The 14,187-nt window shown below is 67.2% G+C and carries 6 protein-coding genes; 1 reads left to right on the forward strand and 5 read right to left on the reverse strand.

All coding sequences use genetic code 11. The features are described 5' to 3' along the window. Nucleotides 1–215: 215 nt before the first annotated feature. Nucleotides 216–4,487, forward strand: a complete 4,272-nt coding sequence (locus tag BUC15_RS12260; protein ID WP_073188700.1) for a LamG-like jellyroll fold domain-containing protein — start codon at nucleotides 216–218, stop codon at nucleotides 4,485–4,487. Nucleotides 4,488–5,156: 669 nt separating this feature from the next. Here BUC15_RS12260 and BUC15_RS12270 read toward each other — a convergent pair. The 5 genes from BUC15_RS12270 to BUC15_RS12290 all read right to left on the reverse strand — a co-directional run bounded on the left by BUC15_RS12270 (nucleotide 5,157) and on the right by BUC15_RS12290 (nucleotide 14,177). Continuing rightward, nucleotides 5,157–8,651 (reverse strand): LamG-like jellyroll fold domain-containing protein, encoded by a 3,495-nt coding sequence (locus BUC15_RS12270; RefSeq protein ID WP_175558320.1) that lies wholly within the window; start codon nucleotides 8,649–8,651, stop codon nucleotides 5,157–5,159. 523 nt (nucleotides 8,652–9,174) lie between these two features. Then, a complete protein-coding gene (locus tag BUC15_RS12275) occupies nucleotides 9,175–9,804 on the reverse strand; it encodes a hypothetical protein (RefSeq protein WP_073188706.1) in 630 nt (209 codons plus the stop codon). 74 nt (nucleotides 9,805–9,878) lie between these two features. After that, a complete protein-coding gene (locus tag BUC15_RS12280; RefSeq protein ID WP_073188708.1) occupies nucleotides 9,879–10,085 on the reverse strand; it encodes a hypothetical protein in 207 nt (68 codons plus the stop codon). A 696-nt stretch (nucleotides 10,086–10,781) separates the two neighbouring features. Then, nucleotides 10,782–11,486, reverse strand: a complete 705-nt coding sequence (locus BUC15_RS12285; protein WP_073188711.1) for a UPF0158 family protein — start codon at nucleotides 11,484–11,486, stop codon at nucleotides 10,782–10,784. Nucleotides 11,487–11,603: 117 nt separating this feature from the next. Then, a complete protein-coding gene (locus tag BUC15_RS12290; protein WP_084189565.1) occupies nucleotides 11,604–14,177 on the reverse strand; it encodes a LamG-like jellyroll fold domain-containing protein in 2,574 nt (857 codons plus the stop codon). Nucleotides 14,178–14,187 lie beyond the last annotated feature (10 nt).

The following is a 14,187-nucleotide window of genomic DNA, read 5'->3' on the forward strand; positions in this document are numbered from 1 at the left end:
GCCCGGCTCAACCAACTGTGAGTGGGCGGCTCGTTCCTCTCGGCCCGGCTCAACCAACTTTGGCTGGGCCGGTCCACAAACCTCTCACCCCTTGCCTTCGCCTACCTTAACGTGAGATTGTTACCGGGAACATGCTGGCGAAGGTGCCACATGAGTCAACTGGGTCCGCCCCCCAACAGACATGCCGATGGATACCGAGCAAAGGAGCCCTACACATGCGGTCCAGATCAAGAGCAATCGCAACCGGCTTGGCCGCCGCGATCCTCTCAACCGGCCTTTTCGCCCAACCCCCGACAGCTTCGGCCGCGCCCCCCGCGCCCGTGCTCCACTACGACTTCGAGTCCGCCACGACCGCCGCCTCCGGCACCCTCATCGAGGATGTGGCGGCGAACTTCGACGGCACCGTCCAAGGCAGCGGTGCCTCGGTCGTCTCCGGACCAGGCGGCAACGGATCCGCCCTCCGACTGCCAGGCGGCGCCTCCACCTCAACCGCCGCCTACGTGACTCTTCCCCCGGGTGTGCTGACGGCAACGGGCGACGTCACCATGTCGGCCTGGGTCGACTGGGACGGCGGCCAGGTGTGCACCTGGGCCTATGCGCTCGGCACGTCGTCGAGTTCCTATCTGTTCGCCACCCCGTCGTGCGGCGGGAACCTGTTCGGCGCCGTCCGCTCGTCGTCGGAAGTGCGCGCCACGGCCACCGGCCCGCTCGGCACGAACTGGAGCCACGTCGCGGTGGTACTCAAGAGCGGTCAAAGCATCGCCACCTACCTCAATGGCGTCGAGGTCGCCCGCAGCGCGACGACGCTGACGGGTGCAGCAGCGCTCGGCAACACCACCGCCTCCGGCTACCTGGGGCGCTCCTTCTTCTCAGCCGACCCGAACTTCGCCGGCGCCATCGACGACTTCCGCGTCTACAACGCGGCGCTCAGCAGTGAAGACCTCCTCGCCGTCGGACACGACACCTATGCCGCGATCACCGCGGCAGACGCCGTCACCGGCATCGACCTGGGCGACACCTCCGCCGTCACCCGCTCCTTGACCCTGCCCACCGCTGCTGCCGGCGGTTCGACTGTGACGTGGGCCAGCAGCAACCCCGGCGTAGTCTCCCCGACGGGGGCGGTCACCCGTCCGGCGGCAGGGCAACCCGACGCGAACGTCACCCTGACGCCGACCTACACCATCGGGGATGCCTCCACGCCCGGGGCACCAATCACCGTCACCGTGAAGCCCCATGGCGAGGGCGAAACCCTCGAACCCGTCCACCACTACCCCCTGACCAGCAACTTCAACGACACCCAGGGCGGCGCACCAGCCACGGCACGAGCCGGCGCGAGCGTGACCTCCGGCGTCGGCGTCGTGCTCGATGGCGTCGACGACTACCTGTCGCTGCCCAATGATCTGATGACCGGGCTGGACGAGATCAGCGTCTCGATGGACGTCAACATCCGAGCGAGCCAGGCGACCCCCTACTTCATCTGGACGCTGGGCCGTTCGTCCACGGCCGGGTACCTGTTCACCACCGGCGACACCTACCGCACCGCCATCACGACCGGTGGATACGCGACCGAACAGAACGTGAACAAGGGCTCCGCACTGCCCCGCGACCGCTGGGTGACGCTGACCTACACCCTCGACTCGGCCGGCGTCGCGACGCTGTACCAGGACGGCGTGCAGGTCGCCCGCGCGACCGGGGTGACGGTGAAGCCGCGCGACATCGGCGGCGGCACCACCAGCAACAACCTGATCGGCCGCTCGCAGTACTCAGGCGACAAGTACCTCGCGGCCACCTTCCGAGACTTCCGCATCTATGACAAAGCCCTAACGGCCGACGAGTTGGGCTTCGCCCGCGCCCGCGCCGCCGTGACGGCCATCGACCTCGGCAACACCGCCGACGTCGCCACCAACCTGAGCCTGCCCACCACCTCGAACGGGCTGCCCGTCGTGTGGTCGTCGAGCGACCCAGGCGTCGTCGACGCCACCGGCACCGTCACTCTCGGCGCCTCGCGTGGCAGCGCGACGCTGACCGCCACCACGGCTGACGGCGGCTCCTCGGCCAGCCGTGACTTCGCCGTCACGACGTTGCCCGCCGCCAGCCTGGCCGACTACTACCAGCACCAATTCGTGCTCGACCCGGTGCTGGCCAGCGGCACCCAACTCCCCAGCCTGCCAGACGGCGTGGAGCTCGACTACGCGGTCTCCGGCGCGGGGCTCGCCCTGCGCGACGGAGCGCTGACGGCGGCTTCGGACGCCTCAGGCACCGTCACCGCCACGATCGACACCGGCGTCGGCATCGTCGAGAAGGAGTTCGCCGTCCGCGTGTTGGCCGATGCGAACCAGGTGCTCGGCTACACCCGCGCGGCCAAGTCGACCCAGGAGTACGCCGCCGGCTTGGCCAACTCGCTGCATCTCGGCCTGGCCAGGCACGGTGACGACTTTGTGGCGCTGCACGACAACACCGGCGTGCTCTTCGCGACCGGACTGAGGACGGCCGACCACCTCTATGACACGACCACGCTGCTTGAGCCGTGGATCTTCCACGACGGGGACGGCGGCTACGGGGTCGTCGCGACCATCGGCAACGCTTCCGGCGCACCACTGGCGTCGAAGTCGGGTCGCCTCGCCTACTTCACCTCCGAGGACCTGCGCCAGTTCACGTATGTGGGGGACGTCGGCGTCTCGGAGGGCGCGGTCACGTCGCCGCGGGTGATCCGCGACACGGCAACGCATACCTACCTCATCGGGTGGCGTGGAGCCGACGGGGCATGGCGGTCTGGCTCCGTCGCCTCACTCTTCGACGCCGCAACCGGCAACGAGGCCATCGGGTCGGCGCGGACCGAAGGACCTATCGTCACCGGATCCGCTCCCCTCGTCGATTTCGAGGGCGCCCGACCAGTAAACGAGATCATCGTCGACGACGCCACCGCCGATGCGCTCGAGGTTCGGTTCGGCAGGATCTACAACGATTCGGTCAGCGTCACCGGCGAAACCAGCACGACGGTCGGCCAACCGCTCGACCTGTCGACGGTGAAGGCCCGGCTCGGGTACACCGACGGTACCGAGGTCGAGCGGCAGGTGGATTGGGACGCGGCCGGGGCCGCAGCCGTCGACTGGAACAAGCCAGGCACCTACACCGTCACCGGCACGGTGCGTGACCAGAAGAACCTGTTCCCGTTGGCCGCTCGTCGAGCCGATCCGACGATCATCTACTGGGAGGGTCGATACATCATGGCCTCCACCTGGGACGACAACAACGTCGGCTCGGTCGGGCTGCCGATCCGTGTGGCCGACACCATCGCAGGCCTTGCCGATGCGCCCGAGATCCGGATCGTGAACAACACACAGTCGGCCACCGACGGCACCCGGATGATGGGCTGCTTCTGGGCCCCGGACATCATGGAGGTCAACGGTGGACTCGAGGTGTGGTTCGCGCCCTGCTATGGGACAGCCGCATGGAACCGGGTCGTGTCGACTGTCGTCCGGCTTAAGGACGGCGGTGACCCGGCCAACCCTGCCGATTGGGGAAAGCCCCTCAAGGTGCTGAAGGCCGACGGGTCGCCGCTTCAGCTCTCGGCCGCGAACCCCGGGATCAGCCTGGACATGACCCACTACCAGGACAAGGTCTCGGGCACGGAGTACGCGGTTTGGTCGCAGCGTTACACCTCCGGGTCGCACCCGGGCGGTACCGGCTCCGGCATGGCCGACGCCGAACTGTGGATCGCCGAATATGACTCGTCGACGTTCCGGCTGAAGTCGGAGCCGAAGGTGCTCAACCCGGCCGACCTGAGCTGGGAGCAGATCACCGGAGACGTGACGGAGGGTGCCTACTTCACCGTGCATGGGGGGCGGGTCTGGTTGACCTACTCGGCCTCGAACATCGACGCAACCTACGCCGTCGGCCTGATGTCCGCCCCGGAAGGCTCCGACCTCACCGACCTGGCGAACTGGACTACGAACAACGCGCCGGTGGTCAAGTCGAACCCGGCACTGAAGGAGTACGGCCCAGGCCACAGCGCGTTCTTCAACGACGAATTCGGCGACCTGTACTTCGTCTACCACGCGAAGTCGTCGACGGGTGGGTCTCGCGACGCGGGCGTTCGGCAGGTGTTCTGGGCCGCGGACGGGCAGCCGATCCTCGACATGACCGACGACGAACGGATCGCACCCGTGAACCGGCAGGTCAGCTTCACGGTCACCGTCGAACCCGGCGACTTGCTGGACGTTTCGGCCGTGGCGGTCGCACGCTGCGTGGCGGGCAAGGCCGTGCTGGCTGTGTCGGTCACCAACGGGGCTGACAAGGCGGTTTCCACCCAGGCGGTCACGGCGTACGGGACGAGGTTGCTGACGGTTCAGCCGGGCAGGACGTCGTCGGTGACGGTCAGCACGCGCGTAGCACAGTTGCCGACGGGGTCGGTGTCGATCACGGCGTCTGACGGTACGGCCAGCCGGGAATTGGAGGCGTCGTACGCTGCGACAACCTGCGGCTGACACCGGGCGCCAGGTGGTTTCGACCAGCGCCGGTTGAGCCGCCTGGTGAGGAACGAACCAGGCGTGACGAAACCACCGTGACCTTGACCAGGGACCTGTGGTCAGGTTCCTGCACCGGGCGCCAGAGGGTTTCGACACGGGCCGCTCGTTCCTCGCGGCCCGGCTCAACCAGCAGCAGGTTGAGCCGCCTGGTGAGGAACGAACCAGGCGTGACGAAACCACCGTGACCTTGACCAGGGACCTGTGGTCAGGTTCCTGCACCGGGCGCCAGAGGGTTTCGACACGGGCCGCTCGTTCCTCGCGGCCCGGCTCAACCAGCAGCAGGTTGAGCCGCCTGGTGAGGAACGAACCAGGCGTGACGAAACCACCGTGACCTTGACCAGGGACCTTGGACAGATGGCCGCGACCAGGGATCTGTGGCCGGGTTCCTGCACCGGGCGCCAGAGGGTTTCGACCAGCGCCGGTTGAGCCGCCTGGTGAGGAACGAACCAGGCGTGACGAAACCACCGCAACCTCACGCAGGAACCCTGGACAGGTCACAAACCGTGACCTGACCAGGGACCTGTGGTCAGGTTCCTGCACCGGGCGCCAGGTGGTTTCGACACGGGCGGCTCGTTCCTCGCCGCCCGGCTCAACCGGCTTCGGGCGGCTCAACCGGCTTCGGACGGCTCAACCAACGCAGCTCGCCGCAGCAGCCGGGGCCGACAACGCCAACTTCGCCGACGCGGCTGTCACGTCGAACGACACGCTGTGCGCGCCCATCGAGGCGACCCGGGTGCTGAAACTCACCGACGCCGTCTTTCCGGGGGCAACAGCGACGGCCTTCCGCACGCCGTACGGCGACGTCACGTCGACCGTCACCGCCGTCGACCCCGTATTCCTCGCCTGTGCAACCTGGACGACTCTGCCTGCGACGCATCGCGTCGTCGTCGACACCTCAACCTTCGGGTCCGGATCGGTACCCACACCTGCGAGGTGGAACATCACGCGCCGGTACTCCTGGTCCGTGATGGTCAGGATGCCGCCATGGCGCTTCTTCAACGGCCCGAAGTCGACCTCGGTCACCTTGCGCCAATCGGCCCGGTTCGTCGATGCCAGGTTGGTCGTGCTGAACGGCACATAGCCTCGGCCGACCGCATACTGGTCGGCCAGCAGCCCGTACAGTTCCGCAGCCGCACCTCGGTCGTCGACGTTGTACTCGAACAGCTCCGGCCCCTCAAGGCACGCTCCGGTAAACAGGGTGCCCGCGCTGCAGGTGCCGCTACCGCCGAGAATCGAGTTCAGCGTCCCGACAAGCACCCAGTCATTCTCCGAGCCCGACGTGGCCGGCTGGGCGGAGGCGGTCACCGTCTGCAACTTCTTCGACTTCTCGATGGTGATCTGGCCGTCGGCGGAGGCACGGTAGTACCAGTCGCCGACCTTGATCATCGTCGTGTCGATGATCGAGTGCTCCCGGTCGATCCAGTTGATCGGATCGGAGAAGGTGACGAAGTCGCGGGTGGTCGACAAGTAGATGTCGACGCTGTCACCGAACTGCGTGTTGCCGTCGGCCCGCGTGGCCCAATAGACGTAATACTGGCCGGTCTCCTCGTCCCAGAACGCCTCGGGCGCCCAGGCCATCCCGGCGTTCGGGATGCTGCCCGCCACATCGACGAACCGGGCCTCGCTCCAGTTGACGAGGTCGGTCGACTCCCAAACGACCAGGTCGAGCGAGCCCGTCTCGGTGGCCTGCGCGTTGCCCCAGCCGCCTCGCAGGTTGATGCTCAGATCGGTGGCGATCAGGAAGAAGCGGTCGCCCTCGCCGGAACGCACGAGATACGGGTCACGGACTCCGCCGTCACCCTCCCCTGGCGCGAGGCTCAGGACGGGATCGCCGTTGGCCCGGGTATCGGTGAAAGTCACCGCGTCACGGCTGGTCGCCATGTAGATCTGTTCGTCCTTCTGGCTCCCTTCGGTGCCCGTGAAGTGCGTGAACAGGTAATCGGTGGTCTCCCCCATCGTGAAGGAGCGCTTCACGTTCAGAGGGATCGTGCGGGTCGCCGTCGCGCCGTTGTAGGTAGCGGTCGCCGTCAGCGAGACAACGGTGTCGAGGCCTGACGGCCTGGTCACCTTGCCGGGCGCCACCTCTCCGACCTGCGAGGTCGACACGATCGACTCGTCGCTGGACGACCAGGCGATGGTCGACCCGTCGCGTTGGCCCAGCGTCGGCAGATGGACGTTGCCGCGCACGTCGTCGGCGTTCGGGATGACGACGGCGTCCAGGTCGCGTTGGGCGCGCTCCTGGTCCGCCGGTGCCTGCAGCACGGTGACCTCAAAGGACCTCTGGGCGCTCTGCCCGCGGACGGTGGCCGTCGCGGTGAGCGTGACGTCGGTCTCGGACGCCGCCTGGTGAACGGTCCCATCACCATCGATGACGCCGGGCTCGGAGGCCCAGGTGACGCCACCCCACGTCGGAAGCACGATGTCGTCCTCAATGCTTGTGAGGTCCTGCGTGTTGGCTGCGGCAAGGTCGATCGAGGCCACGGTCTCGGCGGCAGAATCGGATGCGTCATTGTCGGCGATCGTGCCGATCTCAGACGCCGTCAGGGCCTTGTCGTAGATCCGCACCGCGCTCATCTGGCCCCGGTAGAGCGAGTCACCGCTGTAGGCGCTGCGGCCGAGGTAGTTCATGGTGTGGACGGCGAGGTCGTTGAGGTTCGTCGCCGAGTCGGTCTTCTGCCCGACGAGGGTGCCGTCGAGGTAGAGCCGCATGGTCGAAGTGACACCGTCGACGTTGCGCTCAATGGTGGCGGCGACCGACTGCCAACGACCGACGGTCAGCGGCGTGTTCGCGGTGACGGTCTGCTCCGCGGAATAGTTGGTCTTCGAGATGCTCAGTCGGTTCTGCACCGGCTGGATGAAGAACTGGCCGGTTGCGGCATTCCCGGAACCGCCGATGTTCCAGAGGAACACCGCGCCTTGCAGGCTGGCCGGGTTCGTCTCTACCACCAGAGTCGCCGCGGTACGGCCCGCGAGCAGATTGGCTGGCAGGGCCACATGGTTTGCCCCGGTGAAGTCCAGGAAACCGCCCTTCCAGGCGTTTCCCCCGGCGACGGTGGCGTCGTTGCCGTTGCCCGACTGGTCACGCAGCGTCGAACCCGAAACCTCCGAGAAATCGTAGGCGGCCAGCAGGCCGTCGGTGGGGACGACGTTGCTCGAAGTCCCGGCGACCGTCATGGCGAACGTGTGGCTCTGGCCGCGGTGCGTGAGGGTGAGGGAGACCGGCCGGTCGTCGACCGCGCGGGTCACCTTGCCATCTGCAGTGAGGGCGCTCTGCCCTGCCGGCACGCTCCACTGGAGGTCGTTGCCCTTGAGGAGCGTGAGATCGCCCGTCACGAGCGCGTCGTCGAAGGGGTGCGCAGCAAGCAGCTTCTCCCACGCGAAATCGCGGTTGGCTTCGGCGAAGGCATCGATATCGGCGTCACTGGGCAGTGCTGCAAGCACCCTGAGATCACGGTACGAGCCGGCAATGTTGATCGGGCTCGGGTCGCGCCCGATCCGGAGCGACTGGTTCCCGAGCTGCGTCGCTCCGATCCCCTGAGAGCTGGCCTCGGCGACTAGGTCGCCGTCGACGTGGACCCGCAGCTTCCCGTCGGTGGCGCCGTCGATGGAGACGACAATGTTGTGCCAGACGTCATCGCTGGGGCGCGGGAACGGCAGCGTGACCGCGGAGGCACCTCCCTGTTGCAGCACCACCGCGGCCTGCGTCGAGGTGTAGAACGGGTTGATCCGGAGGCTGTCGGCCTTGTAGTCGGTGTGGCCGCCGTAGATCAGGAGGGCACTGTTGCTCGTCACTGAGCGCGGCTGCGTGGAGGGCAGGAGGAAGTCGAGTGAGACGGCCAGGGTGCTGCCGGTGACTTTGGCCCCCGCCGGGGTGTCGCCCGCGACGTGGTCATTGTGGGGCCGGGCGCCCAGGTCGACGTGGGTCGCCGTCCAGGTGCCGCCGTCGCGGCCGATGGATTGGCCGGGGTTGAGGGCGTCCGCGCTGAGGGCCGCCTGATTCAGCGGGAAATGGGCCACGGGCTCGGCAGCCTCTGCCGGGGTGGCCGAGAAGGCGATCGCGGTCGCCACCAGGGCTCCCGCGAGTAGCGCGGAAAGCCCACGCCTGCGGTTGTGAATGGGCATCATTGCCTCTCTGTTGCTTGTTGCAGTTCTTGGGTCAACGGTTGAGCCCGGCCACACGCCGGTTCCCGGCCACGTGCAGGTTGAGCCCCGCCACACGCCGGTTGAGCCCGGCCACCCGCGCGAAGCGCCGGGGCCGGTGACGAAACCACCGCAACCTCACGCAGGAACCCTCGACAGGCCACAAACCGTGACCTTCACCAAAGAACCTACGGTCAGGTTCCTGCACCGGGCGCCAGGTGGTTTCGACACGCGCAGGCGTCGCTGACGCTCCTTCGGCGCGGCTCAACCAACAGCCGGTTGAGCCGCCTGGTGAGGAACGAACCAGGCGTGACGAAACGCAACCCTCCGCAGGAACCCTCGACAGGTCACGAACCGTGACCTTCACCAAAGAACCTACGGTCAGAACCCTGCACCGGGCGCCAGGTGGTTTCGACACGCCTACTCGCTGGCGCTCGCCGGGCGGCTCAACCAGCTTCGGGCCGCTCGAACCTCTCGGCCCGGCTCAACCAACGCTGAGCGTCGCTCAGAAGGCGTCTTCCCACAGGGAGAGGGTCAGCACCGAGGTGTAGTCGCCGGCCGCCTGATCGATTGGGGTCTTGAGCCGCAGGTCAGCCTGGGCGGACCAACTACCCGCATCGACAACACCGGCGGAGTCCATCGCCATGGCGAGCAGTTCCCTGTCGACAAGACCGACGTTGTCGGGCGCAGCGGCGGTATCGAGCTCTGGGGCGACCTCCTCGCCCGCGACGACCTGGCCGTCGGAATCGTCATCGATCAGGTACGGGGTCCACCCCAGGTCCTTGGCCCCGAGCGCGGCCGGCCCGGTGAAGTCGCTTGCCTGGCCGACGACGTACCAGAAGTACCCATCGCCGATCTCGTCAGCGGTGCGGGTGTCCGTGACGGTCACCGTCGGAAGGGTGCCCTCGAACTCGCGAGCCGTCGGGTCGCTCGATGCGGTCTCGGTGAGCGTGACCGCGTCGTCGGCCACGGTCATGGCCAGCACGCCCGGCTCGTCGATGGCCTCGATCGAGACGTTGACATCGACACCCTGGTCGGGGCCGTGCTGGGTATCGGCAACGGCCGCGAGGCCGACGCCCGCGACGAGGAGGCCGCCGACAGCTGCAATTGACGTCCGTGTTGCGAACGACTTCATGGGAAATCAACTCCATTTCGTGTGGCCTTCGGCCGGGTTGGTGCGACGGTCGGCGACCGACGCTGATATGTGGTTCAGGTGCAGTTGAGGGCAGAGTGCCCCGCGGTCGCCTCGGTGACGCCCTCTGCGGTGGTGGTTCGGACGGTAACCTGACCGGCCTGGATGGTGGTCGTCGACGGTGAAAGCCCAAGGTTGGCAGGCGGGATAACCAGAGCCAGAGCTTGCGGCAGGGCACCCGCGAGGACACCGCCCACGCCTGCCTGAAGCCTCGTCCTGCGCATCGTTGCACTCCTAATCACTCAGTCCGTTCTGAGCCGTCACCAAATTGTTACCGGGAACACTGGCGATGTCAAGGGTTATTCGGTGTTGGCTCGTCCGTGATCTACCCGGTCAGATCAGACGACGTGCTCGGACAGCGGGATGAATCGCCCGGCATGCGGTCGCTCCGTCCGACCGTCCGACCGTCCGACCGTCCAGGCTGTACACAGATCTCTGCATGTGTGGAGGCAGTCGCAATACGGGCCTGCCTCGACGCATACAGAGATCTATGCACGCCTCAGCGCCTGGGCGGGGACGGTGGCGCGGTTTGGCCGCTGGTTGCCGGTGCAGGATCTGGTCCACAGGCTCTTGGGAGGGTCAGCGGGAATGGTCACGATGGTTTCGTCACGGGCCGTTCGTTCCTCACGGCCCGGCTCAACCAACGCGCAGCCCGGCATGCGGTCGCTCCGTCCGACCGTCCGACCGTCCGGGCTGTGCACAGATCTCTGCATGTGTGGAGGCAGTCGCAATACGGGCCTGCCTCGACGCATACAGAGATCTATGCACGCCTCAGCGCCTGGAGCGGCGACGGTGGCGCGGTTTGGCCGCTGGTTGCCGGGTTTCGTCACGGGCCGTTCGTTCCTCACGGCCCGGCTCAACCAACGCACGGCCCGGCTAAACCAACGCGCAGCCCGGCTCAACCGGCGCGCGACCCTGACTCACTCAACGCGGGGTACGGGATGGTAGCCCTCAGCGGCCAACCAGGCTCGTGCCCGGCCGAGATGGCGATCCTCAGAGAACCCGTACCAACGGGTCTGGAGTTCCGGATACCAGTCAAGCGCATCCTTGAACCGGCGGAACGCCCCCCGCCCCTGGATCGCCCACGCGAGGCGTTCCGCGACTTGTTCATCCTCCACCATGTCGATGAAGGACTCCATGTCCTGGTAGCCCGATCTGGAACCCTCGGAGCCGAACCACAACCAGCGCTCGTCGTCATCCGGGTCTCCGAGATCCCAGTCCTCCGAATCGTTGTCCCAGACGGATTTCGGCCACACCTGGCCGTCCCGAAGGTCGATCGCTCCACCACCGTCCATCGGGTCGCCCTCCAGCGACCCAGCCAACTCCTCAAGATCCACCGGCAGAGGACGCAGCAGCGGACTTGGCCCCCATCCGAGGGCCGCCTCGATCTGGACGGCGAGCTGAACGTCACCTTCCCAGTCGCGATACCGCAGCTCCTTCACACACCGACGGGCAGCGGACTCAATGTCGTCCGCGCGCTCCCGGGTGATCATGAGTACGGCATCTCCCAGCAACTGCAGCGAGTCATCGGGCCACGCCGGCCCTGAAAGCACGTCCTTCAGAAAGTCGATGTCGCCACCGTAAATGGCGGAACGCAACTCGTTTCGAGCCTCACTCTGATCCATAGCTTCCATTCTGCGCCAGAGACCGACCCGGTTCTGAAGAAGCGACCGATGTGGGCGGCACCGTCCTCTTTCCGGAACCGGGAAGCAGGCAGGTGCCCCCGCAGCGACGGGGTCACCTCACCCCCCGCAGGTGGCCCCCTGCACCGTCGACCCGATGCCGCCGAACGAGACCATGCCCGAGCCGATCGCCGCGCTCCTGGTGCTGAACGCGAGCGAGGAGGATCGCCCGGCACCCACCGTGAGCGACCTGTTGCCCCATGGGGTGACCACCTGATCGGTGACCGCAGCCTCACCCGGGTTGGTCACCGTCACCACGACCGTCACCTTCCCTGCCACGCAGCGCGTCGCCGCGGCAACGCTGACCGTCGAACGCACCGTGACGCTGGCGCTCACCTCGATCGCCGTCGACGACCTCAGCGTCCGGTCCCGCGCGTTCCACGCGGTCGAACCGCCCTCGCCGACCCAGTCGTTCAGGTTCGCCCCGATGGAGGCGACCACACCGGTCACCTCGTAGGTTCCCGGCCCGTCGATCGGGCTCACGTCCCACCGCACCGGCAGCTCAGCCGTTCCGCGACCGTAGGCCAGCTCGACCTCGGCCGTTGCCGGGAGCGCGTCGCGGACGGCGTCGGCGTCACCCTCGACGGTGAAAGCTCCCAACTCCGGCGACACCGCACTGGTCGCGTCCGCAGCCCGGACGGTGTCGTACTGGGCCCTGTTGAGCGTGACGATCCCGCCGTGCTTGGTGCTTGGCGCCATATAGAAGTCGGGGCTGTCCAGCACCGTCCAGCCGCCGTCCAGATCGGTGGTAGACAAGGGTCGGTACCCGGTCGACGGGATGACGTCGACGTAGAGGTACCAGCGGTCGTCGTCGTGCCGCTTGAACACGGCGGGGCCCTCGACTCCTCCGGCGTTGCCGCCAGCCCAACTGGCGCCGATCCTGGTCTGGATGCTGGTCCACGCCGTCGACGCCAGCCACCAGGTGGCGGACTCGCTCTTCTCCATGTAGATGCCCCGGCCGGTGCCGTTGTCCTTGGTGAGCCGGTAGGTCACGCCGTCGTTCTGGATGACGGTGGTGTCGATGACGTTGGCGCCCGTGTCGATCATGACGCCGCCGTATGCCCAGTCCTCCTGCGTGAAGTCGGTGGTGGCCCCCCAGAGGACGCGCGAGTAGGTCGTGCCCGTCTGCTCGGCGGTCGGGTACACGTTCGAGGACCAGTAGACGACGAACGCGCCCTCGCCCTCACCGTTGTAGTCGGGCACCCAGGTCGCCTCAGGTGCCCACGCCATGCCCAGATTCGCCTGCGGCACGCCGTCGCCGTCGAGCGTGACGTCGATCTGGCGCAGATCCGACCACGTGACCAGATCCTGCGACTCCCAGATGTTGAGCTTGACGCTGGCCTTCTTCGTCCAATGGCACCAGGAGGTGCAGGAGCCGGAGCCGTTGTCGCCGCCGAAGACGCGCAGGTCGGTCGCGATGATGTACCAGGTCTTCGATTCGGGGTTGTACGTCAGGTAAGGGTCCCGCACGCCAGTGGTGCCGAGTTGGGAGGCGAGGATCGCTTTTCCGCCGTTGAGCGGGTCCCACTGCTCGGGGTTGTCGCCGCGTGAGACGTCGAGGTAGATCTTCTCCGCGTATCCCGCCGAGTCTTCGATGAAGTGGACCATCAGATAGCCGAAGGCCTCGTCAGCCGCGGGTTTGGCGACCAGCGTCACGGGCACCTCGCGTGTCGCGCTGATCCCACGGACGGTGGCCCTGGCCGTCAGCGTGGCGGTCGTGGTCCCCGATTCGGGCAGGTCGGCGACCACGGCGCCGTCCTGAATCCGCAGCGCCGGGTCGGATGACTCCCAGGTCACGGCATCAGAGTAGGTGGGCAGTACCTGGATGTCGTCGTCGATGCGCAGCGGTGCGACCCCGTCGAGGATGCCGTCGACGACGGCCGCGAACTCGTCGGCGTGGACGGCGGCGTCCCGGTCCGCCACCTCGGCGATGTCCGAGGCGGGGAGCGCCCGGTCCCACACCCTGAACGCCGAGACCTCGCCCTTGAACAGCGGGTCGGGCCAGGGGGCGCGACCGATCGTGTTGAGGCTCTGGTTCGTGATCGACCCGGGCGTCAGCGTGGTGGCGGTGGTGCTGGCCAGCACGCCGTCGACGTAGAGTGAGATGGTACCCGCCTCACCGTCGATCACCGAGGTCAGGGAATACCAACGGCCCGCCTCGAAGTTGGCCTTGGCCCCCGCGTTGCGTTCGCCTCCGTTTGACGACGTGGTGATCGCGGTGCGCGGGGTGTCCTTGACGGAGGCGAAGTAGTAGGACGTGGTGTTCGCGTCGGCCCCGATGTTCCAGAGGAAGTTGTAGGAACTCTTCATCGAGGCGTCGATCTTGACCTCGGTGGAGACGGTGGCCGAGCGGGCCCCGGCCAGCAGGTCGTCCGGCAACTCGACCCAGTTGCCGCTGCCGGTCTTGGCGCCGCCGGTGAAGGTGAGCGAGTCGCCGGTCCACTGCGAGTCGTTGCCGTTGACGACCGTGGCTGCCGGGGCACCGGCCACCAGGTTGGGGACGGAGGTGCCGGTGGCCTGGTTGAACTCCCAGGCCCCGACAAGTCCGTCGTCGGGCGCTGCCTGTGCAGCAGGTGTGGTGGCAAGTGCCAGGCTCAACGAGCCGAGCACCGCCATCGCAGCTCTCAAACGCATGACATTCTCC

This window comes from Tessaracoccus bendigoensis DSM 12906, from assembly GCF_900141915.1.
GTDB lineage: Bacteria > Actinomycetota > Actinomycetes > Propionibacteriales > Propionibacteriaceae > Arachnia > Arachnia bendigoensis.